The organism is Neobacillus sp. B24, assembly GCF_055381825.1.
Genome location: NZ_AP035777.1, coordinates 1,493,226 through 1,519,498 on the forward strand (window position 1 = coordinate 1,493,226; position 26,273 = coordinate 1,519,498).

At 41.7% G+C, this 26,273-nt stretch carries 23 protein-coding genes, 15 tRNA genes and 3 rRNA genes; 36 read left to right on the plus strand and 5 right to left on the minus strand.

Annotated elements, in window-relative coordinates; all coding sequences use genetic code 11:
- Positions 1 to 132 precede the first annotated feature (132 nt).
- The 7 genes from ACZ43M_RS07345 to perR all read left to right on the plus strand — a co-directional run bounded on the left by ACZ43M_RS07345 (position 133) and on the right by perR (position 5,083).
- Entirely contained in the window at positions 133 to 1,152 is a 1,020-nt protein-coding gene (locus ACZ43M_RS07345; RefSeq protein ID WP_464506759.1) for an ABC transporter ATP-binding protein, read from the plus strand.
- Positions 1,145 to 1,936 carry an ABC transporter permease gene (locus ACZ43M_RS07350; protein ID WP_464506760.1) on the plus strand — a complete coding sequence of 264 codons (792 nt, stop codon included), beginning with the start codon at positions 1,145 to 1,147 and terminating at the stop codon, positions 1,934 to 1,936. Before ACZ43M_RS07345 ends, ACZ43M_RS07350 begins: the two co-directional genes overlap by 8 nt.
- A gap of 3 nt (positions 1,937 to 1,939) precedes the next feature.
- The gene (locus ACZ43M_RS07355) at positions 1,940 to 2,725 is read left to right on the plus strand and encodes an ABC transporter permease (RefSeq protein ID WP_464506761.1); all 786 of its coding nucleotides are present in this window, start codon (positions 1,940 to 1,942) and stop codon (positions 2,723 to 2,725) included.
- Between the two features lie 104 nt (positions 2,726 to 2,829).
- Positions 2,830 to 3,222 carry an ion channel gene (locus tag ACZ43M_RS07360; protein WP_464506762.1) on the plus strand — a complete coding sequence of 131 codons (393 nt, stop codon included), beginning with the start codon at positions 2,830 to 2,832 and terminating at the stop codon, positions 3,220 to 3,222.
- A gap of 75 nt (positions 3,223 to 3,297) precedes the next feature.
- Entirely contained in the window at positions 3,298 to 3,765 is a 468-nt protein-coding gene (gene bcp, locus ACZ43M_RS07365; protein WP_464506764.1) for a thioredoxin-dependent thiol peroxidase, read from the plus strand.
- A 187-nt stretch (positions 3,766 to 3,952) separates the two neighbouring features.
- On the plus strand, positions 3,953 to 4,501 hold the full coding sequence (locus ACZ43M_RS07370) for a cob(I)yrinic acid a,c-diamide adenosyltransferase (protein WP_464506765.1): 549 nt from the start codon (positions 3,953 to 3,955) through the stop codon (positions 4,499 to 4,501).
- 144 nt (positions 4,502 to 4,645) lie between these two features.
- Positions 4,646 to 5,083 (plus strand): peroxide-responsive transcriptional repressor PerR, encoded by a 438-nt coding sequence (gene perR / locus ACZ43M_RS07375; protein ID WP_464506766.1) that lies wholly within the window; start codon positions 4,646 to 4,648, stop codon positions 5,081 to 5,083.
- 93 nt (positions 5,084 to 5,176) lie between these two features.
- On the opposite strand, the gene ACZ43M_RS07380 is transcribed toward perR, so the two are convergent.
- Complete coding sequence (locus ACZ43M_RS07380) at positions 5,177 to 5,527, minus strand: YgzB family protein (RefSeq protein ID WP_464506767.1); 351 nt, start codon at positions 5,525 to 5,527, stop codon at positions 5,177 to 5,179.
- 151 nt (positions 5,528 to 5,678) lie between these two features.
- Here ACZ43M_RS07380 and ACZ43M_RS07385 point away from each other — a divergent pair, with 151 nt between their 5' ends.
- From ACZ43M_RS07385 to ACZ43M_RS07480, 20 genes are all read left to right on the plus strand, one after another.
- Positions 5,679 to 6,554, plus strand: coding sequence for a nucleotidyltransferase-like protein (locus ACZ43M_RS07385; RefSeq protein WP_464506768.1), 876 nt, complete (start codon positions 5,679 to 5,681; stop codon positions 6,552 to 6,554).
- 273 nt (positions 6,555 to 6,827) lie between these two features.
- A 16S ribosomal RNA gene (locus ACZ43M_RS07390) occupies positions 6,828 to 8,377 on the plus strand.
- A 199-nt stretch (positions 8,378 to 8,576) separates the two neighbouring features.
- Positions 8,577 to 11,514 (plus strand): 23S ribosomal RNA (locus tag ACZ43M_RS07395).
- 201 nt (positions 11,515 to 11,715) lie between these two features.
- Positions 11,716 to 11,832: ribosomal RNA gene (rrf, locus tag ACZ43M_RS07400) — 5S ribosomal RNA — on the plus strand.
- Together the 16S, 23S and 5S rRNA genes with 15 tRNA genes alongside form the textbook arrangement of a ribosomal RNA operon.
- An 11-nt stretch (positions 11,833 to 11,843) precedes the next feature.
- A tRNA-Asn gene (locus ACZ43M_RS07405) sits at positions 11,844 to 11,918 on the plus strand.
- 27 nt (positions 11,919 to 11,945) lie between these two features.
- Positions 11,946 to 12,018: transfer RNA gene (locus ACZ43M_RS07410), tRNA-Thr, on the plus strand.
- A 16-nt stretch (positions 12,019 to 12,034) separates the two neighbouring features.
- Positions 12,035 to 12,109: transfer RNA gene (locus ACZ43M_RS07415), tRNA-Glu, on the plus strand.
- Between the two features lie 6 nt (positions 12,110 to 12,115).
- Positions 12,116 to 12,191 (plus strand) — tRNA-Val (locus ACZ43M_RS07420).
- 159 nt (positions 12,192 to 12,350) lie between these two features.
- A tRNA-Met gene (locus tag ACZ43M_RS07425) sits at positions 12,351 to 12,424 on the plus strand.
- Positions 12,425 to 12,427: 3 nt separating this feature from the next.
- Positions 12,428 to 12,504 (plus strand) — tRNA-Asp (locus tag ACZ43M_RS07430).
- Positions 12,505 to 12,512: 8 nt separating this feature from the next.
- A tRNA-Phe gene (locus tag ACZ43M_RS07435) sits at positions 12,513 to 12,588 on the plus strand.
- A gap of 15 nt (positions 12,589 to 12,603) precedes the next feature.
- Positions 12,604 to 12,676 (plus strand) — tRNA-Thr (locus ACZ43M_RS07440).
- Between the two features lie 28 nt (positions 12,677 to 12,704).
- Positions 12,705 to 12,789 (plus strand) — tRNA-Tyr (locus ACZ43M_RS07445).
- 5 nt (positions 12,790 to 12,794) lie between these two features.
- Positions 12,795 to 12,868 (plus strand) — tRNA-Trp (locus ACZ43M_RS07450).
- An 11-nt stretch (positions 12,869 to 12,879) separates the two neighbouring features.
- Positions 12,880 to 12,955 (plus strand) — tRNA-His (locus ACZ43M_RS07455).
- A 39-nt stretch (positions 12,956 to 12,994) separates the two neighbouring features.
- Positions 12,995 to 13,069 (plus strand) — tRNA-Gln (locus ACZ43M_RS07460).
- A 5-nt stretch (positions 13,070 to 13,074) separates the two neighbouring features.
- Positions 13,075 to 13,149 (plus strand) — tRNA-Gly (locus tag ACZ43M_RS07465).
- 8 nt (positions 13,150 to 13,157) lie between these two features.
- Positions 13,158 to 13,232 (plus strand) — tRNA-Cys (locus ACZ43M_RS07470).
- A 6-nt stretch (positions 13,233 to 13,238) separates the two neighbouring features.
- A tRNA-Leu gene (locus ACZ43M_RS07475) sits at positions 13,239 to 13,319 on the plus strand.
- Between the two features lie 723 nt (positions 13,320 to 14,042).
- A complete protein-coding gene (locus ACZ43M_RS07480; protein ID WP_464506769.1) occupies positions 14,043 to 14,591 on the plus strand; it encodes a YhcN/YlaJ family sporulation lipoprotein in 549 nt (182 codons plus the stop codon).
- A 61-nt stretch (positions 14,592 to 14,652) separates the two neighbouring features.
- Here ACZ43M_RS07480 and ACZ43M_RS07485 read toward each other — a convergent pair whose 3' ends face one another.
- The gene (locus tag ACZ43M_RS07485; protein ID WP_464506770.1) at positions 14,653 to 15,294 is read right to left on the minus strand and encodes a DUF421 domain-containing protein; all 642 of its coding nucleotides are present in this window, start codon (positions 15,292 to 15,294) and stop codon (positions 14,653 to 14,655) included.
- A gap of 258 nt (positions 15,295 to 15,552) precedes the next feature.
- Here ACZ43M_RS07485 and ACZ43M_RS07490 point away from each other — a divergent pair, with 258 nt between their 5' ends.
- The 3 genes from ACZ43M_RS07490 (at position 15,553) to ACZ43M_RS07500 (ending at position 17,766) form a co-directional block, all read left to right on the plus strand.
- Positions 15,553 to 16,404, plus strand: coding sequence for an aldo/keto reductase (locus ACZ43M_RS07490; RefSeq protein WP_464506771.1), 852 nt, complete (start codon positions 15,553 to 15,555; stop codon positions 16,402 to 16,404).
- A 35-nt stretch (positions 16,405 to 16,439) separates the two neighbouring features.
- Positions 16,440 to 17,036: a histidine phosphatase family protein gene (locus tag ACZ43M_RS07495; RefSeq protein WP_464506772.1), complete on the plus strand. Its 597-nt coding sequence runs from the start codon at positions 16,440 to 16,442 to the stop codon at positions 17,034 to 17,036.
- A gap of 205 nt (positions 17,037 to 17,241) precedes the next feature.
- Positions 17,242 to 17,766, plus strand: coding sequence for a CBO0543 family protein (locus ACZ43M_RS07500; protein ID WP_464506773.1), 525 nt, complete (start codon positions 17,242 to 17,244; stop codon positions 17,764 to 17,766).
- A 78-nt stretch (positions 17,767 to 17,844) separates the two neighbouring features.
- Here the strand turns inward: ACZ43M_RS07500 and ACZ43M_RS07505 are convergent, their stop codons facing one another.
- Positions 17,845 to 18,147: a hypothetical protein gene (locus tag ACZ43M_RS07505; protein WP_464506774.1), complete on the minus strand. Its 303-nt coding sequence runs from the start codon at positions 18,145 to 18,147 to the stop codon at positions 17,845 to 17,847.
- A 168-nt stretch (positions 18,148 to 18,315) separates the two neighbouring features.
- Here ACZ43M_RS07505 and ACZ43M_RS07510 point away from each other — a divergent pair, with 168 nt between their 5' ends.
- A complete protein-coding gene (locus ACZ43M_RS07510) occupies positions 18,316 to 19,497 on the plus strand; it encodes a NupC/NupG family nucleoside CNT transporter (RefSeq protein WP_464506775.1) in 1,182 nt (393 codons plus the stop codon).
- Positions 19,498 to 19,606: 109 nt separating this feature from the next.
- On the opposite strand, the gene ACZ43M_RS07515 is transcribed toward ACZ43M_RS07510, so the two are convergent.
- A complete protein-coding gene (locus ACZ43M_RS07515) occupies positions 19,607 to 21,007 on the minus strand; it encodes a 6-phospho-beta-glucosidase (RefSeq protein ID WP_464506776.1) in 1,401 nt (466 codons plus the stop codon).
- Between the two features lie 344 nt (positions 21,008 to 21,351).
- Here ACZ43M_RS07515 and ACZ43M_RS07520 point away from each other — a divergent pair, with 344 nt between their 5' ends.
- Positions 21,352 to 22,164, plus strand: a complete 813-nt coding sequence (locus tag ACZ43M_RS07520) for a putative protein N(5)-glutamine methyltransferase (protein ID WP_464506777.1) — start codon at positions 21,352 to 21,354, stop codon at positions 22,162 to 22,164.
- Positions 22,165 to 22,308: 144 nt separating this feature from the next.
- Complete coding sequence (locus ACZ43M_RS07525) at positions 22,309 to 22,452, plus strand: hypothetical protein (RefSeq protein ID WP_464506778.1); 144 nt, start codon at positions 22,309 to 22,311, stop codon at positions 22,450 to 22,452.
- A gap of 120 nt (positions 22,453 to 22,572) precedes the next feature.
- On the opposite strand, the gene ACZ43M_RS07530 is transcribed toward ACZ43M_RS07525, so the two are convergent.
- Positions 22,573 to 22,857, minus strand: a complete 285-nt coding sequence (locus ACZ43M_RS07530; protein ID WP_464506779.1) for a hypothetical protein — start codon at positions 22,855 to 22,857, stop codon at positions 22,573 to 22,575.
- A 294-nt stretch (positions 22,858 to 23,151) separates the two neighbouring features.
- Here ACZ43M_RS07530 and ACZ43M_RS07535 point away from each other — a divergent pair, with 294 nt between their 5' ends.
- The 3 genes from ACZ43M_RS07535 to ACZ43M_RS07545 all read left to right on the plus strand — a co-directional run bounded on the left by ACZ43M_RS07535 (position 23,152) and on the right by ACZ43M_RS07545 (position 26,121).
- Positions 23,152 to 23,658, plus strand: coding sequence for an RNA polymerase sigma factor (locus ACZ43M_RS07535; protein ID WP_464506780.1), 507 nt, complete (start codon positions 23,152 to 23,154; stop codon positions 23,656 to 23,658).
- Positions 23,651 to 24,592 carry an anti sigma factor C-terminal domain-containing protein gene (locus tag ACZ43M_RS07540; protein WP_464506781.1) on the plus strand — a complete coding sequence of 314 codons (942 nt, stop codon included), beginning with the start codon at positions 23,651 to 23,653 and terminating at the stop codon, positions 24,590 to 24,592. The genes ACZ43M_RS07535 and ACZ43M_RS07540 overlap by 8 nt, the downstream gene beginning before the upstream one ends.
- A 362-nt stretch (positions 24,593 to 24,954) precedes the next feature.
- On the plus strand, positions 24,955 to 26,121 hold the full coding sequence (locus ACZ43M_RS07545) for a two-component system sensor histidine kinase NtrB (protein ID WP_464506782.1): 1,167 nt from the start codon (positions 24,955 to 24,957) through the stop codon (positions 26,119 to 26,121).
- Positions 26,122 to 26,273 lie beyond the last annotated feature (152 nt).

A 26,273-nucleotide genomic window follows, 5' to 3' on the forward strand; every position in this document is an offset into this window, starting at 1 on the left:
TTTGCTAGCAAGTTTTGAAAAAGTGTCGTCAATAATTCCGATAATGACATCTAATGCGCCAAAGTTGTGTTACCACCCCAATTTGGCTAAACTAAAACATTGGGGTAAGCAAGAGCAACAGGAGGCTAATAAATGACACAACGTGCAATAGAAGTAGATAACTTGCGAAAAGAGTTCAAGTCCTATTCAAGCAGGTCCGGCTTAGCGGGGGCGTTCAGGGATCTTTTTACAAGAAATTATAAAGTGGTTCCGGCGGTGAATGATATTAGTTTCACTGTGAACCAGGGCGAGATGGTCGGATACATTGGCGAGAATGGTGCTGGTAAGTCAACAACGATCAAAATGCTGACGGGGATTTTAACACCAACATCGGGAAAAATCACCGTGAACGGGATGAACCCCCACAAGCAGCGCGAACAATTCGTACAAACCATTGGTGTCGTCTTCGGACAGCGCTCGCAGCTTTGGTGGGATATCGCCGTTCAGGAATCGTTCCGCCTGCTCAAAAAGGTATATAAGGTGACTGACGAGCAATATGACGATCATATGAACCATGTGATTAAAACACTAGATATCGAGCCGCTTCTTGATAAACCGGTAAGAAAACTATCGCTTGGCCAGCGGATGCGCTGCGAACTCGCGGCAGCACTGATTCACAACCCGCCGCTCTTGTTCCTTGACGAACCGACGATCGGCCTGGATGTGCTCGTGAAGTTGAAAATCCGGGAATTTTTAAAGGAAATTAACGAGAAATATAACACCACGATTCTATTAACCACTCATGACCTTTCTGATATTGAGGCATTGTGTGATCGCGTCATCATGCTTGATGAGGGAAAAATCATCTATGACGGGGCGCTCAAAAATTTGAAGGAAAACATGGGAGAAGGCAAAGAGCTGCAATTTCAATTTCTTGAAAAGGTCGACCTCCAAGCAGTCAAAACCCTCACATCGGGGATGTCAGTTAAATGGACCCTTGATGAAAAAGAGCATATCTTTACGGCAAACGTCGAAGACCATGATGAACTCGTGTCAATGCTGATTTCCAAGGTTGTGGCCAATTATAAAATAAAGGACATCAAAATTAACGAAACCTCAACGGAAGAAATTATCCGCAATATTTATGAAAAGGGTGCGGTGGAAGTTGGATAAATATTTAGAGATGATTCGCATCCGTTTCTTAATGATGCTGGCGTATCGGACGAATTATTATACCGGCATTCTCATTTACAGCATCAACATAGGGGCTTATTACTTTTTGTGGAAAGCAATTTACGGGGCAAAAGGGGATATTCAAGGATTATCCGTTACCCAAATAACAACCTATGTGGCGATTTCGTGGATGGCGCGGGCATTTTATTTCAATAACCTTGACCGGGAAATGGCAATGGAAATACAAGAAGGAAAAGTCGCAGTCGAGTTAATCAGGCCATACAACTACATGGTGATGAAAACGATGGCGGCACTTGGGGAAGGGATTTTTCGCCTGTTCTTCTTCTCGCTTCCGGGACTCATCATTGTCTATTTCATTTTCCCGATTCAATTTACTTGGGACCTAGGTGTCTGGGGGCTGTTTGCACTCTCAATTCTATTAAGCTTTTTCATTAATACGCAACTGAACTTGTTAACAGGAATTACGACTTTCTTCTTATATAATAATGCTGGGCTTATTCGTGCCAAACGGGTGGTTATTGACCTGTTTTCCGGACTGATTTTGCCGATGAGCTTTTTCCCTGGCTGGGCACAAGAAATCATGAAATTCCTGCCGTTTCAGGGTATCAGCTATATCCCAAGCATGATTTACACCGAAGGCTTTACACATCAGCAAGCGATTGCGGCACTTGGCCAGCAATTTCTGTGGGTGCTTATTCTCTATATTCCCATTCAATGGCTATGGGTCATTGCGAAAAAGCAGCTTGTGATTCAAGGGGGGTAAGCTGTGTTCTACGTATCGATGTTTTTTCAATACATGTCACAATATATTAAAACAAGACTGCAATATCGAACGGATTTATTTGTTGAATTTTTCTCAGATTTGCTGTCGCAGGCCATCAATCTTATCTTTATTCTAGTGGTGTTCGGTCACACCGATTTATTGAGCGGCTGGAGCAGAGATGAAATCATTTTTATTTACGGGTTTTTCCTCGTGCCGTTCGCGGTGTTCTCGGCGTTTTTTAACATTTGGGATTTTAATGAACGTTATATTGTTAAAGGGGAACTCGACCGGATCCTGACCAGGCCGATTCACAGTCTGTTTCAAATCATCCTCGAGCGGCTGGAACTAGAATCGCTGTTAGGAGGAATTACCGGCATTGCAGTGATGCTTTATGCCGGCAGCAGGCTGGGGCTGACCATCGAGTGGTATGAACCGTTCCTCTTTATCGTATTTGTCCTTGGCGGGGCGCTCGTTTACGGCGGTATTTTCATTATGCTGGCCTGCATCAGCTTTTGGGCGGATGCGAGAACGTCGCTAATGCCGATGATGTACAACATCAGTAACTACGGGCGCTATCCGGTTAACATTTACAACAAATTGATCCGGTTTGTGCTTACATGGATCCTGCCGTTTGCTTTTGCCGGTGTTTATCCTGCTGCGTTTTTTCTTGAAAAAGACGAGTGGTATTGGTATTCGTTTTTAACACCGCTAATCGGCATCCTCTTTTTTGTGTTATCCGTTCTGCTCTGGAATCAGGGCGTTAAAAAATATCGCGGCGCAGGGAATTAGCGCTACATCAAAAACCATACGACTTGTCCGGTTTTTGATATTTTATGAACCAAGCCCGCATAGACATAGAGTAGCTGTTATTCGAGTTATGAGGTGGTTGCACTGTGATTTTTTTCTTGCTGCCAATCGTGATATTTTGCATTTTTATGAGTATCCGCACGTTGTTTATCCCGAATACACTCAAAGGAAAATTAGTGTCGGTCGATAATTTTTTCTACTTGGCGACAGTCTATCTGACGATTATCATCGGTTTTGGGCTTATTTATTTAATTTTTGAGCTAGTGGGGATGTCAGTTATAACGGAAGTGAGTAAAGAACGGCGTTACAATCTTTTTGAAACGAGCTTTTATTTTAGCTCAATGATGCTATTTTCGGTTGGCAACGGGGATGTCACTCCACATGGGATTGGCCGGTTTATTGCCTCAATCGAAGCGCTGATTGGGTACACCCTGCCAGCAGCGTTTGTCGCGAAAGTCATGTTTGACCGTGAAAATTAGGACAGGAAAGTTGCATTATCAGGAAAGTATCGGTAGCCTATAATCAGGAATATTTTTCAAAATGGAGTGAATGAAATGACAATTGAAATCGGGACTAAAGCACCAGGTTTTACATTGGAAGCCCAAACGGGAGAAACCGTTACGTTATCTGACCTGCAAGGAAAAAATGTGGTCATCTACTTTTACCCGAAAGATATGACGCCAGGCTGCACCACCGAGGCTTGTGATTTCAGAGACCAGTATCAGGAGTTTGCCAACCTGAATGCCGTCATCCTCGGAATCAGCCCGGACCCGGTGGAGCGTCACCAAAAGTTTGTTGAGAAATACAGTCTGCCGTTTCTGCTGCTGGCCGATACCGACCACCAAGTGGCTGAGGCGTATGGTGTTTGGAAGCTAAAGAAAAACTTTGGCAAAGAGTATATGGGGATTGAACGTTCCACCTTTGTCGTCGATAAAGAGGGGAAGATTGCCAAGGAATGGCGTAAGGTTGCAGTTAAGGGCCATGTGGAGGAAGCGTTGGCATTTATTCGTGAAAATTTGTAGCCTATTTTGTGATTAAAAGGCATTTGTCCAATGCAAGAATGCTGGATTTGAATATCATTCTATTAGGGCATACCTCCTCAGATAAAATTTTAAGGGTCGCGAGCGGCCCTTTTTTTTATGAAAATTTACTTAAAATCAATATAGATGATATGATAAAATTAATCATTTTTTCAAGGGGGAGCGGCACATGAAAATTTATACGAAAACAGGAGATAAAGGAACAACTTCACTCATTTACGGACAGAGAGTAGCGAAAAATGATTTACGGGTGGAAGCGTACGGTACCTGTGATGAAACCAATTCGATGATCGGACTTGCGCTCAGTCATTTAACCAAGGAAAATTTTCATGGAAAAGAAATAATTGAAAAAGTTTATCATAAAATACAAACAAACCTATTTCATGTCGGGGCGGAATTGGCCACGCCGACAGGGAAGGAAGTTAAGTGGTCGCTCACACCTGCGGATATCGAAGAAATGGAAAAGCAAATTGACAAATGGGACTCTGAGCTGCCAGCCTTAACTAATTTCATTTTACCAGGCGGGCATCCAGCTGGTGCTGCGTTTCATGTTGCCCGGACGATTGCAAGACGGGCGGAAAGATGTGCTGTCGGCATTGGTGAAGATGTGAACCCGCTTGTATTGGCCTATTTAAACCGTCTTTCTGATTTGTTGTTTGTAACGGCGCGTTATGTGAACCATCAACTAAGGGTAAATGAACAAACATTACATAGTTGATTTTCATAAAATAATGGTGAACTTGATTAAAATGATGGTAAAAACATGCTGATAGCGGTATTACAAAGTTGACAAAAGTACAAAATACCTAGTAAACTAATTATAACAATTATAAAGTAAGAATCTTTTTTAGAAGGAAGGTGCATGGCGATGAATCAATTAAAAGAAGCGTTGGATACCTTGAAGGATACCGGAGTACGCATCACTCCACAACGTCATGCGATACTTGAATTTTTAATAAACTCGATGTCACATCCTACCGCAGATGAAATTTACAAAGCCCTAGAAGGGAAATTTCCAAATATGAGTGTGGCAACAGTTTACAATAATTTACGGGTATTTCGTGAAGTGGGTCTTGTTAAGGAATTAACCTATGGGGATGCCTCAAGCCGCTTTGATTTTGTCACCTCTCATCACTACCATGTCATTTGTGAGAAATGCGGAAAAATCGTTGACTTCCATTATCCAGGTCTCGATGAAGTGGAGCACTTGGCAACACACGTGACTGGATTTAAGGTGGCCAACCACCGCATGGAAATCTACGGCACATGTCCGGAATGTTCCGGTAAAGAAGTTCATTAATGACACAAAGGCTGATTAACGGAATCGGCCTTTTTTAATTACTATTAAAAAAAGGATGACCGAAGCTTGCTTTGAGCTTAAGTCATCCTTTTCTCATTTGCTTGTTTTCTTATTATAGTCTTCACTGAATTCCTTGCCCTCAAGATTACGGTCAAGGGTTAACGGTTCATTACAATGCATGCAAATATCGACTCTGCCGAGAATTTTTGTTGGTTTCCCGCAGCTGGGGCACTTGACCTGAACGGTTCGCGTTGACAGCATCCCAATCCAAAAATAAACGACGGTGCTGGCAACAATAAACAGCAGACCGATGAGCATGAAAATGGTCATAATAACTGGTGAGGTACGAAAATAAATGCCTCCGTACATAACAATAAACCCGGCAAAAATTAACCCTAGGGCAAAGGACCTGATTTTATTTATTTTACTCGAATATCTAGCCACAGTCTCTCCCTCCTAGACAAACTATATCACAAATTTAGCGGAAGAGAAAAAAGGAATAAAGAAGGTGTCGAATTTTGTCTTAAATTTTAGCAGGATATTTCCTATTACTGTCGAACATATATTGCTAACGAAGAAAATGGAGGTAAATCGAATGGAAGACATTCTTCGGCCCATCTATCAAGAGCGGGCAAGCCAATCGAATACCCTGGGGATTTTATTGGTAGAAAAGAAACAAAGAATGAGTCAAACAACCGATTCTTTTGATGTGATTTTATTAGTGATTGTTAAGGAAGCGGAGCAACCGGTATATACAAAACTTTACTCTTATGATGATAAAAAAGCGGCAATGCATGTGATTACTGTAGATAAGCTGCAAGAATGGCTGTTATTAGGGAATAACCGCAAAATCTTTGAATGGCTGCATAATTCGAAAATCATCTTTGACCGGAATGAATACGTGGCTAACTTAAAAACAGAATTGCAGGAGTTCCCATTCAATGGCCGAAAAATAAAAATGGGACTGGAATTTGCCAAGCTGATTCGCCGTTATGTTGACGGGAAAGCCCTTTTTGAAAATAAACAGTATCTAGACGCCTATAATCATGTTGTCCATTCGCTGCATCACTTGGCAAGACTGGCCATCATCGAAAATGGCCTGCATCCTGAACTGACCGTGTGGCAGCAGGTTAAGCAAATCGAACCGGAAATCTATAAATTATATGAGGAACTTGTCAATAGTGAGGAGACTCTCGAGCAGCGGCTGGAGCTCTTATTCCTGGCCAGCGAATTTTTAATTCACTCGAGAACCAAGATCGGGACAGCACACCTTCTAAGTATATTAAGTAACAAGGAGTATTGGATGTTTCATGAAATCATGAGTGAAGATGAATTGCGACCATATTCCGTAGATATGTCTGTACTGCTTGAATACTTGATTGAAAAACACTTATTAGAAATTGTAAATCTCGAAACTAAAGGCCAAGGGGTTTTCCATCGCTGTTATCGTGTCAGCGAAAAACTATTGTAAAAAAACAAAAAAAGCTATTGACCTTTTCGTGAATACTTGATATATTAATAACCGTCGCTGCGAAACATCATTCAAAAAGCTTTCAGCAGCTGACGGTTTTCAAAAAAAGGTGTTGACATTAAAAAGCACCATATGATATATTAAGAAAGTCGCTTTTGAGCGATTGCGAAAATAGTTCTTTGAAAACTAAACAAACAAAAACGTCAACAATAAAATTATTCATTCCTAACGGAATGAAGCCAACGTAACTTTTATAAGCTAATCAACTCATCTTTTTTGGAGAGTTTGATCCTGGCTCAGGACGAACGCTGGCGGCGTGCCTAATACATGCAAGTCGAGCGAATCAATAGGAGCTTGCTCCTGTTGGTTAGCGGCGGACGGGTGAGTAACACGTGGGCAACCTGCCTGTAAGACTGGGATAACACCGGGAAACCGGTGCTAATACCGGATAATTCTTATCAACACATGTTGGTAAGCTGAAAGTCGGTTTACGCTGACACTTACAGATGGGCCCGCGGCGCATTAGCTAGTTGGTGAGGTAACGGCTCACCAAGGCGACGATGCGTAGCCGACCTGAGAGGGTGATCGGCCACACTGGGACTGAGACACGGCCCAGACTCCTACGGGAGGCAGCAGTAGGGAATCTTCCACAATGGACGAAAGTCTGATGGAGCAACGCCGCGTGAGCGAAGAAGGCCTTCGGGTCGTAAAGCTCTGTTGTCAGGGAAGAACAAGTATCGGAGTAACTGCCGGTACCTTGACGGTACCTGACCAGAAAGCCACGGCTAACTACGTGCCAGCAGCCGCGGTAATACGTAGGTGGCAAGCGTTGTCCGGAATTATTGGGCGTAAAGCGCGCGCAGGCGGTCCTTTAAGTCTGATGTGAAAGCCCACGGCTCAACCGTGGAGGGTCATTGGAAACTGGGGGACTTGAGTGCAGAAGAGGAAAGCGGAATTCCACGTGTAGCGGTGAAATGCGTAGAGATGTGGAGGAACACCAGTGGCGAAGGCGGCTTTCTGGTCTGTAACTGACGCTGAGGCGCGAAAGCGTGGGGAGCAAACAGGATTAGATACCCTGGTAGTCCACGCCGTAAACGATGAGTGCTAAGTGTTAGGGGGTTTCCGCCCCTTAGTGCTGCAGCTAACGCATTAAGCACTCCGCCTGGGGAGTACGGCCGCAAGGCTGAAACTCAAAGGAATTGACGGGGGCCCGCACAAGCGGTGGAGCATGTGGTTTAATTCGAAGCAACGCGAAGAACCTTACCAGGTCTTGACATCCTCTGACACTCCTAGAGATAGGACTTTCCCCTTCGGGGGACAGAGTGACAGGTGGTGCATGGTTGTCGTCAGCTCGTGTCGTGAGATGTTGGGTTAAGTCCCGCAACGAGCGCAACCCTTGATCTTAGTTGCCAGCATTTAGTTGGGCACTCTAAGGTGACTGCCGGTGACAAACCGGAGGAAGGTGGGGATGACGTCAAATCATCATGCCCCTTATGACCTGGGCTACACACGTGCTACAATGGATGGTACAAAGGGCTGCAAAACCGCGAGGTTGAGCCAATCCCATAAAACCATTCTCAGTTCGGATTGCAGGCTGCAACTCGCCTGCATGAAGCCGGAATCGCTAGTAATCGCGGATCAGCATGCCGCGGTGAATACGTTCCCGGGCCTTGTACACACCGCCCGTCACACCACGAGAGTTTGTAACACCCGAAGTCGGTGGGGTAACCGTAAGGAGCCAGCCGCCTAAGGTGGGACAGATGATTGGGGTGAAGTCGTAACAAGGTAGCCGTATCGGAAGGTGCGGCTGGATCACCTCCTTTCTAAGGAATCGTTAGTCCTTACGGACTAATAAAACGTTGATTGTTTTCTGTTTGTTTAGTTTTGAGGGAATTATTCTCTCAAAGCTTTTTTATTCGTTCTTTGAAAACTAGATAATCGTAAGAAGAAGTAACCAAGTAAAAACCGAGTGATCGCCATTTTAGTTTTTCTCTCTAATGAATGTTAGAGTAAAACCTTTTAGGTTAAGTTAGAAAGGGCGCACGGTGGATGCCTTGGCACTAGGAGCCGATGAAGGACGGGACTAACACCGATATGCTTCGGGGAGCTGTAAGTAAGCTTTGATCCGGAGATTTCCGAATGGGGGAACCCACTGCTCGTAATGGAGCAGTATCTTTACCTGAATACATAGGGTATGGAAGGCAGACCCGGGGAACTGAAACATCTAAGTACCCGGAGGAAGAGAAAGCAAACGCGATTCCCTGAGTAGCGGCGAGCGAAACGGGAACAGCCCAAACCGAAAGGCTTGCCTTTCGGGGTTGTAGGACACTCAACATGGAGTTACAAAGGAACGGGGTAAATGAAGCGGCCTGGAAAGGCCAGCCGTAGAAGGTAAAAGCCCTGTAGTTGAAACTTCGTTCCCTCCTGAGTGGATCCTGAGTACGGCCGGACACGTGAAATCCGGTCGGAAGCAGGGAGGACCATCTCCCAAGGCTAAATACTCCCTAGTGACCGATAGTGAACCAGTACCGTGAGGGAAAGGTGAAAAGCACCCCGGAAGGGGAGTGAAATAGTACCTGAAACCGTGTGCCTACAAGTAGTCAAAGCCCATTCATGGGTAATGGCGTGCCTTTTGTAGAATGAACCGGCGAGTTACGATTACATGCGAGGTTAAGTTGAAAAGACGGAGCCGCAGCGAAAGCGAGTCTGAATAGGGCGTCATAGTATGTAGTCGTAGACCCGAAACCAGGTGATCTACCCATGTCCAGGGTGAAGTCCAGGTAACACTGGATGGAGGCCCGAACCCACGCACGTTGAAAAGTGCGGGGATGAGGTGTGGGTAGCGGAGAAATTCCAATCGAACTTGGAGATAGCTGGTTCTCTCCGAAATAGCTTTAGGGCTAGCCTCACGTAGTAAGAGTCTTGGAGGTAGAGCACTGTTTGGACTAGGGGCCCTCATCGGGTTACCGAATTCAGACAAACTCCGAATGCCAATGACTTATCCGTGGGAGTCAGACTGCGAGTGATAAGATCCGTAGTCAAAAGGGAAACAGCCCAGACCACCAGCTAAGGTCCCAAAGTATACGTTAAGTGGAAAAGGATGTGGAGTTGCTTAGACAACCAGGATGTTGGCTTAGAAGCAGCCACCATTTAAAGAGTGCGTAATAGCTCACTGGTCGAGTGACTCTGCGCCGAAAATGTACCGGGGCTAAACGTATCACCGAAGCTGTGGGTGGACACCATTAGGTGTCCGCGGTAGGAGAGCGTTCTAAGGGCGTTGAAGCTAGACCGTAAGGACTGGTGGAGCGCTTAGAAGTGAGAATGCCGGTATGAGTAGCGAAAGACGGGTGAGAATCCCGTCCACCGTATGCCTAAGGTTTCCTGAGGAAGGCTCGTCCGCTCAGGGTTAGTCGGGACCTAAGCCGAGGCCGAAAGGCGTAGGCGATGGACAACAGGTTGATATTCCTGTACCACCTCTTTATCGTTTGAGTGATGGGGGGACGCAGGAGGATAGGGTAAGCGCGCTGCTGGTTATGCGCGTGTAAGCAGTTAGGCTGAGAAGTAGGAAAATCCGCTTCTCACATAAGGCTGAGCTGTGATGCCGAGGGAAATATAGTACCGAAGTTCCTGATTCCACACTGCCAAGAAAAGCCTCTAGCGATGATATTAGGTGCCCGTACCGCAAACCGACACAGGTAGGCGAGGAGAGAATCCTAAGGTGAGCGAGAGAACTCTCGTTAAGGAACTCGGCAAAATGACCCCGTAACTTCGGGAGAAGGGGTGCTCATTACGGTGAATAGCTGTGATGAGCCGCAGTGAATAGGCCCAGGCGACTGTTTAGCAAAAACACAGGTCTCTGCGAAGCCGCAAGGCGAAGTATAGGGGCTGACGCCTGCCCGGTGCTGGAAGGTTAAGAGGAGGGGTTAGCGTAAGCGAAGCTCTGAATCGAAGCCCCAGTAAACGGCGGCCGTAACTATAACGGTCCTAAGGTAGCGAAATTCCTTGTCGGGTAAGTTCCGACCCGCACGAAAGGCGTAACGATCTGGGCACTGTCTCAACGAGAGACTCGGTGAAATTATAGTACCTGTGAAGATGCAGGTTACCCGCGACAGGACGGAAAGACCCCGTGGAGCTTTACTGTAGCCTGATATTGAATTTTGGTACAGCTTGTACAGGATAGGTAGGAGCCTGAGAAGCCGGAGCGCCAGCTTCGGTGGAGGCGTCGGTGGGATACTACCCTGGCTGTATTGAAATTCTAACCCGCACCCCTGATCGGGGTGGGAGACAGTGTCAGGTGGGCAGTTTGACTGGGGCGGTCGCCTCCCAAAGAGTAACGGAGGCGCCCAAAGGTTCCCTCAGAATGGTTGGAAATCATTCGTAGAGTGTAAAGGCACAAGGGAGCTTGACTGCGAGACCTACAAGTCGAGCAGGGACGAAAGTCGGGCTTAGTGATCCGGTGGTTCCGCATGGAAGGGCCATCGCTCAACGGATAAAAGCTACCCCGGGGATAACAGGCTTATCTCCCCCAAGAGTCCACATCGACGGGGAGGTTTGGCACCTCGATGTCGGCTCATCGCATCCTGGGGCTGTAGTCGGTCCCAAGGGTTGGGCTGTTCGCCCATTAAAGCGGTACGCGAGCTGGGTTCAGAACGTCGTGAGACAGTTCGGTCCCTATCCGTCGTGGGCGCAGGAAATTTGAGAGGAGCTGTCCTTAGTACGAGAGGACCGGGATGGACGCACCGCTGGTGTACCAGTTGTCTTGCCAAAGGCATCGCTGGGTAGCTATGTGCGGACGGGATAAGTGCTGAAAGCATCTAAGCATGAAGCCCCCCTCAAGATGAGATTTCCCATAGCGTCAAGCTAGTAAGATCCCTGAAAGATGATCAGGTTGATAGGTCAGAGGTGGAAGCATGGTGACATGTGTAGCTGACTGATACTAATCGATCGAGGACTTAACCAAATAGAAAAGCGGAGGCGACTGTCCAACTTCGACAGACGTTGGAGGGCCGGCACGGCAAATCCCGATTTTGGATTTGTTGGGACGGACCGAAACGGCCGAGAAGTTAGGAGCCAAAGCTAGACAAGTCAAAATGATTATTCGGTTTACTGAAACTTCTTCTGCATTATCTAGTTTTGAGGGAATGAAACCTCAAAAGAATAGTCTGGCAACTATGGCGAGAAGGTCACACCCGTTCCCATACCGAACACGGAAGTTAAGCTTCTCAGCGCCGATGGTAGTTGGGGCAAGCGCCCCTGTGAGAGTAGGACATTGCCAGGCTGTAATATTATTCCGCAGTAGCTCAGTGGTAGAGCTATCGGCTGTTAACCGATCGGTCGTAGGTTCGAGTCCTACCTGCGGAGCCATTTTATTTTACAAAGAGTTTTGGCTATGCTTCCATAGCTCAGTAGGTAGAGCACTTCCATGGTAAGGAAGAGGTCAGCGGTTCGAGCCCGCTTGGAAGCTTACCTAATTTAAAAACGGCCCCTTGGTCAAGCGGTTAAGACACCGCCCTTTCACGGCGGTAACACGGGTTCGAATCCCGTAGGGGTCACCATTCATTGGAGGATTAGCTCAGCTGGGAGAGCATCTGCCTTACAAGCAGAGGGTCGGCGGTTCGATCCCGTCATCCTCCACCATATTTAATATTTTTTTATTGTCGCGGGGTGGAGCAACGAGCGTTGCTTCGAAGAATAATCTGCGAGTTGTATCAATCGAGCTGCTGCTTGATTAAGCTTTCTGAGATTGATACAGTCATGCGTTATTTTAGCATGACGTAAACTTTTACTTCTTATTGTCGCGGGGTGGAGCAGTCCGGTAGCTCGTCGGGCTCATAACCCGAAGGTCGCAGGTTCAAATCCTGCCCCCGCAATTCGGTCTGGTAGTTCAGTTGGTTAGAATGCCTGCCTGTCACGCAGGAGGTCGCGGGTTCGAGTCCCGTCCAGACCGCCATTTATGATGGCTCAGTAGCTCAGTCGGTAGAGCAATGGACTGAAAATCCATGTGTCGGCGGTTCGATTCCGTCCTGAGCCACCATTTTGATTCAATTTTGCCGGTATAGCTCAATCGGTAGAGCAACTGAATCGTAATCAGTAGGTTGGGGGTTCAATTCCTCTTGCCGGCACGTTAGGCTGGCGCTTGCATAGTATAGTGGTGGGGTAGCGAAGTGGCTAAACGCGGCGGACTGTAAATCCGCTCCCTCAGGGTTCGGCGGTTCGAATCCGTCCCCCACCACCATTTATAGGGGTATAGTTTAAAGGTAGAACGAAGGTCTCCAAAACCTTTGGTGTGGGTTCAATTCCTACTACCCCTGCCAATACTATAGTGGCGGCTGTGGCGAAGTGGTTAACGCATCGGATTGTGGTTCCGACATTCGAGGGTTCGATTCCCTTCAGCCGCCCCATAAGTTTTTATTGAAAACACTAGTGAAATATTATATTATTGGGCTATAGCCAAGCGGTAAGGCAACGGACTTTGACTCCGTCATTCGTAGGTTCAAATCCTGCTAGCCCAGCCAAATATGCGGAAGTAGTTCAGTGGTAGAACACCACCTTGCCAAGGTGGGGGTCGCGGGTTCGAATCCCGTCTTCCGCTCCATTCATGATGGCGGCATAGCCAAGTGGTAAGGCCAAGGTCTGCAAAACCTTTATCCACCGGTTCGAATCCGGTTGCCGCCTCCATATTATGCCGGTGTGGCGGAATTGGCAGACGCGCACGACTCAAAATCGTGTTCCTCTGGAGTGTCGGTTCGACCCCGACCACCGGTATCAATTAAAAGTAAAAAAGCCGATGCTTTGAACAAACAAAGCATTGGCTTTTTTGTATTTTAGGCATTATTTTGTGATTATTGTTTTTTACCAACTTTAATAATGCCCGATAGCCGAAATTTTTCCATGGTACAGGTACCATGAGCCTCTTATAGTGCTCGATACGCGAATATTTTCCTTGTCACAGTCACTATAAAGCCTTTCATAATGCCCGCAGTACGAAGATTTAGCAAGTCACAGTCATTATGAGCCCTTTATAGTGCCCGTTGTGCGAGATTTTAACATGTAACGGTCACTATGAGGCTTTCATAGTGACCTTTCCACAAAGATTTAGTATGTCACAGGCATTATGAGTCCTTTATAGTGCCCGTTGTGCGAGATTTTAACATGTAACGGTCACTATGAGGCTTTAATAGTGACTACTGAACGAAGTTTAAGCATGTCACAGTCATTATGAGCCCTTTATAATGCCCGTTGTGCGGGATTTTAACATGTAACGGTCACTATGAGCCTTCCATAGTGACCGCTGCTCGAAGTTTAAGCATGTCACAGGTATTATGGGCCCTTTATAGTGTCCGTTGGGCAAGATTTTAACATCTCACGGTTACTATGAGGCTTTCATGATCCCGTAGCACTTTTTTGAAAGAAAGTAAGCTAATAATTCCTTACATAAAAAATGAGTAGATAGGCAATTGTAAACATGAACTCATTTTAGGAGGAAAGATGATGAAGGTATGGAATCATTTATTGGTTAGCCTATATATTTGTGCTTTGATTACAGGGTGTAATATGAAAGACGAAGGAAGAGCAGATGATCATTCTGGTGAGGAAAGCAATCGGAATTTCGGAGCATTAAATGCCGGACATGCTCAAGGTGGTCCCGATATTGATTTTATGAATACTACTGCCAATAATACAAACCAAAATCATAATGCCCGTTTTCATGTCGCCGACCAAGCTGAAAAGAGAGTTCAAACATTAGGAGAAGTAAATCGTGCAAATGTGATTGTGAAGAATCATGACGCTTATGTAGGGGTAGAAATGGATGACGATTTCCGAGGAGAGATTACTCCCATACTTGAGGACCAAATCAGTATACTGGTTAGGGAGACGGATTCATCCATTCGCAATGTCTATGTTTCGAGCAACTCTGATTTCGTAAACCAAATGAGTCATTATAGAAGCATATTAAGAAGCAGCAAACAACAAACTGGATTATCCGATGATTTTAATCAATTGGTAAACAGTCGCTTTCAATACCATAATAGATAGAAACAAAAGGCCAGGAAGAGGGTTCCTGGCTTTTTGTATATTTGGAAACTTCCTCACCTTATTATTGCAAATATTTCGGAGGAGTGTTTTTATGTTCTTTGCTATTCACTTCGGCAAAAATATCTTCCTGACTCTCGGACTTATACTGTTTATTTACAATGGCTAAAATTTCATTAATATGTGTAAGTTGTGCATTGCTCGGCAGTAAATTTATCATTGTTCTTTTGAATTCCTCGAATTCCTTTTTCGTTACTGGCTGGGCATCGTCCTTTAACTCCAAACCTAATTGGCCATTTGGTTCCAGGGTTGCCCATTTGACATCACTAATTCTAGATATCCCACTTTGTCTAAGTTTCATTTCAAGCTGGTCTACTGTTAACCTCAATTTCCTTAGGTTTTCTATATTTAGTGTTCCATTATCAATGACAACTTTTGCTTTACCTGTAATCACTTTTTCAAAAGTGTCTGACTTCATTTGTAAGAATTCCAATAATAATAGTTTCCCCACAAGGACACCGCCAACTAAAAAAGTAGTCCAAATATTTTCTCCTGCTACAGGCTGGATGAGTAATGAGCCAATAGCTATCATAATCACGGTTTCAGCCAATGTCATTTGTGAGATTGTTTTCCTGCCCGCTATTCTTAACAGGACGGTTCCTGCAATAACAATTAAAATCGCTTTCCATATGTAATCCCATTCCATAATCGTGATCACCATGCCTTTGAAAAAGGGTTAATTTAAATTTTTCCTAAAATAACCTATTATATTCGTTTTATTTGACAGGACGGCTAGGGGTAAATTTTAGGATATTTAGGACTGTGATAGGATTAGGCAATAATTTGAGATGATTGGACTAACGCAGTGATAGTGTATCTGTTTAAAATAATAATAGAACCTTATTGATGTCGACATTCATCCACATTGATACGGGAAAATTTATGGTAAAAGAGGATGTAAAATATGCAAAATGTAATCTTGAATAATGGTGTTGAGATGCCGATACTTGGATTTGGTGTTTTTCAGATTCAAGATCCAAAAGAATGCGAACAAGCTGTTTATGATGCGATTATGGCTGGCTATCGCCTGATTGATACCGCAGCCTCTTATTTAAATGAAGAAGCAGTAGGAAAAGCCATCAAGCGGAGCGGAGTCCCGAGAGAGGAATTGTTCATCACCACAAAACTTTGGGTTCAGGATACTGGTTATGAGAGTACGAAAAAAGCTTTCGTTAGATCTCTAGAAAGATTGCAGTTAGATTATTTGGACTTATATTTAATTCACCAGCCTTTTGGGGATGTGCATGGTTCTTGGCGTGCGATGGAGGAATTGTACCGTGAAGGTAAAATCAAAGCAATCGGAGTGAGTAACTTCCAACCCGACCGTTTGATCGATTTAATTATTCATAATGAAGTGGTTCCGGCTGTTAACCAGGTTGAAACCCATCCATTCAACCAGCAAATACAAAGTGCTAAGTTTATGAAAGAGAACAATGTACAAATAGAGTCTTGGGGACCTTTTGCTGAAGGTAAAAATGATATCTTCCAAAATGAAATTTTAGCATCAATCGCGGCAAAGTATAATAAATCCGTTGCCCAAGTGATTTTACGCTGGTTAACACAAAGAGGAGTCGTGGCGATTCCAAAGTCTGTTCGTAAGGAAAGAATTGTGGAAAACTTCGATATCTTTGACTTTGAACTTAACATGGAGGATATGGAGAAAATTGCAGCTCTAGACACAAAAGAAAGCTTATTCTTTTCTCATAGAGACCCTGAAATGGTGAAATGGATTGGTACTCGTAAACTTGATATATAGGCTCTTCTAACATCGACCGGGAAGGATACAATATAATGAAAAAAACATTATACCTAATGAGACATGGACAAACAGTGTTTAATAAAAGAAGGAAAGTTCAGGGGTGGTGTGATTCGCCTCTTACAAAATTGGGAATACAACAAGCTGAGGTTGCTTCAAAGTATTTTAGAGATAATAATATTACTTTTGACCATGCCTATTGCTCCACATCGGAAAGAGCAAGCGATACGTTAGAAATTGTGACTAACTTGCCTTATAGAAGATTAAAAGGATTAAAGGAATGGAACTTTGGAACTTTTGAAGGTGAAAGTGAAGATTTAAATCCTGCACTTCCTTACGGTAATTTCTTTGCTAATTATGGTGGAGAAGAGGAAAAAGAATTTCAAAAAAGAATGGCAGACACTGTGCAAAAAATAATGGAAGAAGATAATGAAGTAGTTTTAGCTGTTTCGCATGGAGCAGCTTGTAGAAAATTTATGCAGTACTGGGAACATACAAGTTCAATTAGACAAAAAGAAAGAATCGGCAATTGCTGCATTTTAAAATTTGAATATGAGAACGAAGAGTTTACATTAGTGGAAATTGTTAATCATGACTTTAGTATTTTAAAAGATGAAGTTCCAGTAATATAACACCTTCGATTCTAGAACAGCGAGATTCATTTTGAATCTGGCTGTTTTCTATTTATGAAACAACATGTTTCCTGAGGTTTTTCTATGAAAGACTAGGATGCATGTATTTCATTAAATTGGATTGGAAACACTACGGTATATTATTTATAATACACTTGGTAAAATAGGGCAATCTACTATTAATTAAAACTTTAAGGTTCAAATTATGCACATAGTCTTTAATGCATTGTTCTTAATAGCAGGAATTAAATGGGGAGATTGGAGAAGGTGGAGAGATTATTATCCCACCATTCTGTTCTTTATTTGTGTAGATGCGTTAAAAAACTTCCTGCTCTATAATTATTCGATGTGGACATACCAAGAAACATTTTTTGCAAAGAGTATTTTGCAAAATAATACATTTATTAACCTAATGATTATGGCTATTGTCTATCCTTCGACAGTCTTGATCTATCTTGGCCGTTTCCCAAAGGAAAGATGGAAGCAATTCCTATGGGTGTCTTTATGGATCTTTATTTACTGGATAGTGGAGTTCATTAATCTGAAGTATCTAAACTTGATTAATCATCATCACGGATGGAACATGTGGTGGTCGTTATTGTTCCTGGGTGTTATGTTTCCAATGTTTAATATTCACCATAAACATCGTTTGTTGGCTTGGCTGCTATCCGTGTTATTTACACTGTTTTTATGGAATGTGTTCAACGTTCCACTTGAACAACTACAATAAAAAATGAGCCTATATATGCATTTGAACGCTTATATAGGCTCATTTTATGTTAAGCAAGCACCTGATGGCTGAAATGGACTAATCGTACTGGACTCTTTCAACACCATCAATGATGTACTCAAGTTCTGTGAAAAAGTTGAGTTCAAGCGGGGAAGGGAGGAGTTCAATCAGCTCTCTTATTTCACCTAGATTTTCTGCCTCTTCAATCGTGGCCGGCGGTTGTTCCAGATGCCGATACCAACTCTTTAATTCATCGATAAATTCATAAAAATGCCTCTCGAAACGGTCTGCGCATTCCTCACTATCATCCTCTGAAGCTTTTTTCATCATTTCCCAATCTTCCAGTGCGATTTCCAATTTCCCTTTTACAGTATTAAACAAAGAATTCAGCCCCTTTTTCAATCAGTTTGTACTCTTCACATTGTTCGATAGATTTTTAAAATAAATATGGACAAAATATACTATTGCATTGGGTAACATTCAAGGTTACTATACCATAGGTCGTGCTGGACCGAGTACATAATGTTTTCATGCATCAGGAGGTTAAAAATGCACTATGTTATTTCGATTTTAGGTATTCTGGTTGTAATCTTTGCCGCTTGGCTGGCAAGTTCCAATCGAAAAGAGGTAAAATTCAAACCTATTATTATGATGATTGTCATTCAAATCATTTTAGCCGTTTTGCTGTTAAATACAGAAGTTGGCTTTATCCTCATTCAAGGGATTTCAACGATATTCAATAAACTGCTGGAATATGCCAATGAAGGAGTTTCCTTTGTGTTTGGCGGAATGGCGAACAAAGGTGAGGCACCATTCTTCCTGACGGTGCTGCTGCCAATTGTGTTCATTTCTGTTTTAATTGGAATCCTGCAATATTTGAAAATTCTTCCGATTATCATGAAGGGAATCGGCTGGCTGTTAAGTAAAGTGAATGGCATGGGTAAACTTGAATCGTATAACGCGGTTGCGTCCTTAATGGTCGGCCAATCCGAGGTCTTCATTACGGTCAAGAAACAGCTGGGCCTGCTTTCCAAACAGCGTCTGTATACGCTCTGTGCTTCGGCGATGTCGACTGTTTCGATGTCAATCGTTGGCGCCTACATGACGATGCTGGATCCCAAATATGTTGTCACCGCTTTAGTGCTAAATTTATTTGGCGGATTTATCGTTGCTTCACTTATTAATCCCTACCAGGTACAGCCAAATGAAGATATCCTAGAGATTCAGAACTTCGAAAAACAGTCCTTTTTCGAAATGCTGGGAGAGTATATCCTGGATGGGTTTAAGGTTGCTGTGATTGTCGGTGCGATGTTAATTGGGTTTATTGCTTTAATGGCGGCCATCAATCATGTGTTCCAGTTATTGTTCAGCATTACTTTCCAGCAGCTCTTAGGATATCTCTTTGCTCCGATCGCCTTTATTATGGGTATTCCATTATCCGAGGCAGTCAGTGCAGGAGGGATTATGGCAACGAAGCTGGTGACCAACGAATTTGTAGCAATGTTGGATTTATCTGGAGGGACTCATCACTTCAGTGAACGCACACTTGGAATTCTTTCCGTATTTCTCGTTTCCTTCGCTAACTTTTCATCCATCGGTATCATTACTGGTGCGGTCAAAAGTTTGAATGAAAAGCAGGGCAATGTCGTAGCCCGTTTCGGCTTGAAACTGTTATATGGTGCTACACTTGTCAGCATTCTCTCGGGTGCGATTGTTAGTATTATTTTATAAAAACAAGTCGGGACTTGAAAATATGCAGGAAATTAGCGCGAAAAAAACAGACAGAGTTCTTCTCTGTCTGTTTCTCTTCTATATCTATTTATGCGATCGCTTTTTTTTATTAGGCAGAAACTACTTCTTTAGATAGATTTCTAGCGATTTCGTCTTTTATGGTAACCCCTGCAGCTTCTAATTCTGCAATTTTTTCAGCAAATTGTGGCAGGAATTGTTTATGGGCAATTAATAATTCATCAAGTACACGTTTTGCTGTTTCACCGCTAGGGATGAGCGGATTGATAATAAATGCTTGCAATGCTAGAGCGTAATTGCCGGTAACAGCTGCTTCTTCTACAACTAACTCCATATTCTTCATGACTTGCAGCCAGCCTCTCTCAGCCGGTTGAAGCGAACCGAAGGCAATCGGTCTTGCACCTGCAGCGCCGATATAAGCAGATACTTCCACAACATCGTCTGGTGCAAGGTCTGGAACAGCACCGTTATTTTTTGTTGAAACAACGATGTGTGTATTTTTATTTCCATAGATGGAGGCAATCGTTTCACATGCTGCATCTGAATAGTGCGCGCCGCCACGTTTAGCTAACTGTTCAGGTTTATAATTTAAGTTAGGGTCTTTATATAACTCAAATAGTTCAGCTTCTGTCTGTTTCACTTGCTGCGCACGAGTTCCAACATTCGGGTCATTGTACTCTTCTACCATATGATTTAACATCTCTTCATAACGGTAATAATAACGATGGTAACCACAAGGGATCGCATTCATCTGTTTCAATTGCTCTTTAAAGAACTTAGTGTCATGAATATTTGCAGGGATACCGGCATCCCCTTGATACATTTTATCAATAATCTCAGCTGTCACATCTTTGCCTTGTAAATCTTTCACACGATGCCAGTGGAAATGATTTAGTCCTGCGAACGCATAAACAAGCTCGTCTAAAGTTTTTCCGATTAGTTTTGGTTCATGCATCATGGCACCAACCGGAACATTACATAATCCAAGAACTTTTTCCCATTTACCATAACGAACAATGGCGTCTGTTACCATGCCGCTTGGGTTCGTAAAGTTGATTAACCAAGCATCTGGACATAATTCCTTCATATCTTCCACAATGCCTAATATAACAGGAATCGTTCTGAAGGCTTTGAAAATTCCACCTGCACCATTTGTTTCTTGACCCACCATCCCGTAGGATAAAGGAATTCTTTCATCTTTAATTCTAGCATCTAGTAAACCAACTCTAAATTGAGTAGTTACAAAGTCAGCATCTTTTAACGCTTCGCGACGGTCTAATGTTAAATGAACTTTTACATCATAAGGAGAAGCATCCCACATTCTTTGAGCCATCTCACCAACGATTTCAAGCTTTTCCTTTCCAGCTTCAATATCAACAAGCCAAATTTCTCTAATTGGCAATTCTTCATATCTTTTTATGAAACCTTCCATCAATTCTGGAGTATAGCTGCTACCTCCACCAATGGTTACGATTTTAACACCTTTTGTCATCTTAATTCCCTCCAGTTATAAGTAACTTGTTATAAGAAGTGATGAACCTTATGACTGGATTGTAACAGTGTAATTGAAATGGGTAAATGGGTTTGGCGCTGGTAGGCAATAATGACAACTATTGTGATTTGTTACAAAAGAGTAACACCTTGTTACTCTTTTGGCAGGCTAGGAATTTAGATTATTTATTACTTAAACAATACGCAACTGGCTATTGTGAGATGTCGAGGCCGGAAAACCGGAGAGTTACATTAGACTGGTGCATTTTTCTGAATTAAAGCTTAAGAAGGACATTCATAATATGCCTAGAATAAAAAGATAAGGTACTTGTCATTATGGGAGCGGTGAGAATCATAGAGCAGAAGATTAATTTTGTTTTAGATTATAAAACGGAAGAGAGCATCATCCACAGACTGCGGACCGTGGGGTGTGTTTTCGCTGAAGAAGAAACACAGTTACTTACCTCTGAGGCTAGAAGTATAGAGGAATTAATGTTTATGGTAGAAAAACGAGTAAGTGGTTCACCGATTGAATATGTACTTGGGTTTACAACGTTTTGTGGTCTGCGAATAGAAGTAGAAACTGGAGTTTTTATACCACGTCGACGGACGGAGTTTCTGGTTGGGCGAGCAATAGCGTTAACCTGCCCAAATGATCTTGTTTTGGATTTATGCTGCGGGTCTGGTGCTGTTGGGGCTGCAATCGCAACTAACCGTAAAAAAATCTTATTACACTCTGTTGATATTGACCCTGTTGCTGTAAGATGTGCTTCCCGTAACCTAACTAAGATTGGGGGTCATGTGTATCAAGGTGACTTATATGAAGCATTACCCCAATCATTGAGAGGACAAGTGAACATCATCGTGGCTAACGTACCTTACGTTCCTACTGACTTTGTCAATCTTCTTCCCCGAGAGGCACGTTTATATGAACCAATTGTGGCACTTGACGGTGGAAATGATGGACTTGACCTTCATCGTAAGGTAGCGGAAAAGGCTCCCCAGTGGCTGGTTCCCAGGGGGCATCTATTGGTAGAGACAAGCGAAATGCAAGCTGAAAAAACCAGTCAAATCTTTGTTGAGGCCGGACTCATGACTAAAATAGTTAGAGATGAAGAATTGGATGCAACAGTTGTGATTGGAACAAGAATTGGCTAAGCATAACTACAAAATATGTTTCTTCTTTTTGTTGAGCTTTCTTGATATAACGGGAATTTAGTTTATCATAGGTCAATATGATATTACATAATTACCCAAATGGGTTATTATTAATTTAATAAATTGACTGAAGTGGGTGTGAAAATGGATTTACTGATTGGATTCTTAGTATTTGCGGGGATTTTTGCGGTTTATGATGCTTTAAGAAAAGTGAATAATAATATCTTGGACCAAACTGCAGAAATAAAAAAATTACGTGAAGAAATAGCCAAAGGTACTAAGAACTAGAATGTACTCTTCAACGGGTGCTTAAATTAAGGATGTAACCTTTTGGATTGAATTAAAAAGCTGCCTTATTGAGCCAGCCTAGTAGTATCAAGTTGTTGAAAAAGGGAGTAAATGAGAAATTTATTTTTTGTTCCTGACACCCCTAAATGATAATAAAGCTGTTTTTAATGACGCGTAAGACCCTATAGCGGCGTATCCATAAAACCACCCCATAAAAATACCTGCTACTAGATGATGTTTGTGACTAATAAAAATGGAAATAACTAATCCAAAAATAAGTGCAATAGTTGGGACAAACTTTTTTGGAATCTTTAGCAGCACCTTAAGTATTTCTGTAAAAATCATTATTAACGGAACTGCTATTACTGCATCCCAAAAATTAGTATGTATCGTAGGGAAATCCATTTGGAACCCACCTTTTTACATTCATTATGTCCTTATTATAGAAAAATAATAGTGAGGGGTTGGCGGGAAAGAAAAAGAAAAAGTAAAATTTATAAAACATTAATTGTAATGGAATGTGTATAGTTCAATTAAAGGTGCTATTCTCAAAGGGAGAGTAGCTTTTTTATTTTTATCAAACATAATCTCATCCTACATAGACACTGTTATGCATTCAAAAAATATTTTTAGTTTAGCTGTAAACTTTTTTGGGGGATCAGACTCTTTATATTTGAAGGACTTTAGAAAGGAGGAGCTATGGATTCTCAGCTTTTGTTGGAAATATACAATAAACAAGCAAAAATGATTTATTTCTATTTAAAAAAGAACGGTTGTAGCCATGAAGATGCTGAAGATATTGTTCAGGAAAGTTATATGAAATATATCACATGTAGTAGTGGTGTTCCTTCGGATAAAGCCCTTTCCTATATTTTCGCCATTTCAATGAATGAATTTAAAAAAATGTTAAAGAAAAAAAGAAAAGAACAAGTGATTTCAATCGATGACCATCGGTTCTGGAATAATTTTTCGAATGACGAAGGCACAGAATCCAGCGTATTAACTATCGAAATGAATCAGGAGGTCGCAACTACTTTAAAACACATTCAAGAAGTCTATAAGCAGCTTCTCCTATTAAAATATGAATTTGAACTTAGTTATAAAGAGATTTCATTATTACTAGGAATGAAGGAAGAAACGATCAGAACCTATTTATTTCGGGCAAGAAAGGCATTTCAAAAGAAGTGGAGGAATCTACATGAATGAATACACAGAGGATATTTTTGACGAAAAGAAGATAAAAAAGGCGATAAAAAAGGGCAAAATGAAGACGATCATGACGATTGTTATCATCTCTGTCATCGTATTCGTTATTTTAAACATTGCCAATTTCGCTATTTCTGCTTATTTTAGCCAAAAGGCATTTAAGCAATGGGACGCATATGTCCGACTTAGCATTCCGAATGGTTATATCAGTGAAACCGTGGATTCAAGAGGTTTGCTAGGAGGAATAAGTCATTATAAAATTTCTAAGGATATGAAAATTAAATCGCTCGTTATCGAACAAAAGCAATATCAATTTGGTTTGAATCCATCAGTTTTAATTTCAAGAGGTTCAGGCGGCAATATTGGAGTGACAGGAGAGGATTGGCAATTTTCCTATAAAGAAAATGGTTGGAGAGAAATGCTGTTTTTTCATCCAAAGATTGCTTATAAAAAATATAAAAATGATGAAGATCTAATTAATCAGATGCAAGGGGATAAAATATATGAGGTAGCTCTCTCCTTTGATAAGCCATATAAGCAAAGTGAATTGCCTCTCTTTGAGCTCCCTGAAATGACATGGTTTTGGGTCAACACCTATAGCAATAGCCAAGTAAAAACGTTCCAACAAGAGGCGAAGGAAAACGATTGGTCTTCATCGTTTATCAGGGAGAATGAAGCATTAGGTTTTTCTATAAGAGACAATTATACTTCAATGACAGATTTGACGCCTGAATATGATGAGTTTTTAAAGTTACTAAAAACAAGTAATTACAGTGAACATAAGAAGGCCTACAACAAGATGAATGATATTAAGATAGACGATGTAGAAATATTAGGGGCCGTCGTCTATGGGACGAAGGATGAAATCGCGGAAATCATAAAAAATCCAATTATTAAAGCTTCTTCACTAGGCGGGGTAATTGATAATTATTAAGGGATAGAATTGTACTTTCATTATGATACGGTGAAATGAGGAGGGGAGATGATAACTAGAAGAAAGTTTGCAGAAAAAAAGGGCTCTATCAAATTAGTAACCCTTTCGGTTCAGGGAGAGAAATTAGTAAATGACATAATTAGCATCATTATTAGAACATAAATAATAAAGAACGGTACAGATGTAAAACAAAAGATCCGTACCGTTTTTGGCATAAAATTTCACCTATTGAACTATCGGTGAACAACACGAACACAAAAACAGTCTTTTCATATATAAAGGTAAAATTATACTGAGCCTTTGATCGTAAAATTGTGTATAATTAGATGGTTAACTATAGGTAAATGAATTGGAGACCAACTATGTTTTTTCGTTTAATGTATCAAATTGTCTTGCCAATTTATGTTATATTTGTGATTTTTTCTTCGATAATCTTGGAGAGATCTCAAAACGACATTTTAATCATCTTACTAGGCATTCTTTTTATAACAAGCATTTATTTGGAAAGGATATACCCCCGCTATTTTATTTATATATCGACTATAGAAATAATTTCGTTACTATTGTTTCATTTTACAACCCAACTAAATTGGTGTTACTCGATTTATATTATTTTACTTAGTAAATTTTTATTTCACGTCAAAGGAGTCGTCAAGGGAATTTCTCTTGGTTTTGTTTTAATTACTTTTTATACTGTTATACGAATTTCTTATACTCCTGAAAATTCCTATAGCTTTCTTGCAATTGGATCAGACTACTTAACTTCTCTTGCTGTAGTGCTCATCATTCAATATATCATTGAAATGGAGAGAAAAAAGAATCACCTCATAGAAGAGAAAAAACGTGAAGAATTACGCTATAAAGAGGAAAAAAACAAGCTTTTAGCTGAAATGGCTGCTGGACTTGCACATGAGGTTAAAAACCCTTTAACAATCATTCAAGGGTTCCTTCAACATTCCAAAGAGCATGATTATAATATACAACCCTGGTATGATTTAATCCAAGGTGAAGTTAGTAGGATGAATAAATTAACTGTCGAATTCCTACAATTTTCAAAACCAAAGGTTTCTTTATACCAAACTTATTCCATCCATGAGTGTCTAGAGAAAGTAATCTCGCTAACAGAATCCAAAGTCATCAGTTCGGGACACCAAATCGTATACACAAAGTATAACCCCCATCTTTTTATAAATATGGACTTTGATAAAATGGTACAGGTTTTTGTTAATTTAATTAACAATGCCATTGAATCTATGGTTGAAAATGGAGATATTACAATTCGATTGTTAAATGTTGAGAACAAAGCGGTTGTTGAGGTTAGTGATACTGGTGTAGGTATAAGTGAGACAGAACTAAAAAAAATCTTTAGTCCATTTTATACAACGAAATCTGAAGGAACTGGGCTTGGGCTTTCCATTTGTCAGAAAATCATTCAGGATCATGGCGGAACCATTAATGCCACAAGTATTCTGAAAAAAGGAACTTCCTTTACTATTTGTTTTCCTTTGAACAGTATACAGGAACAATAAATATAAGTTGAGTCAAAATAATCTATCAAAAAAAGTGCAGGCATCCAATTTCCTGGATGCCTAGTACTTTTTTTCTTTTGAATGACTGTTTTTCATTTACAAACACTTTACAGCAAAGTACTTGTATTTAATTTTTTTTTGCTCTAACATAT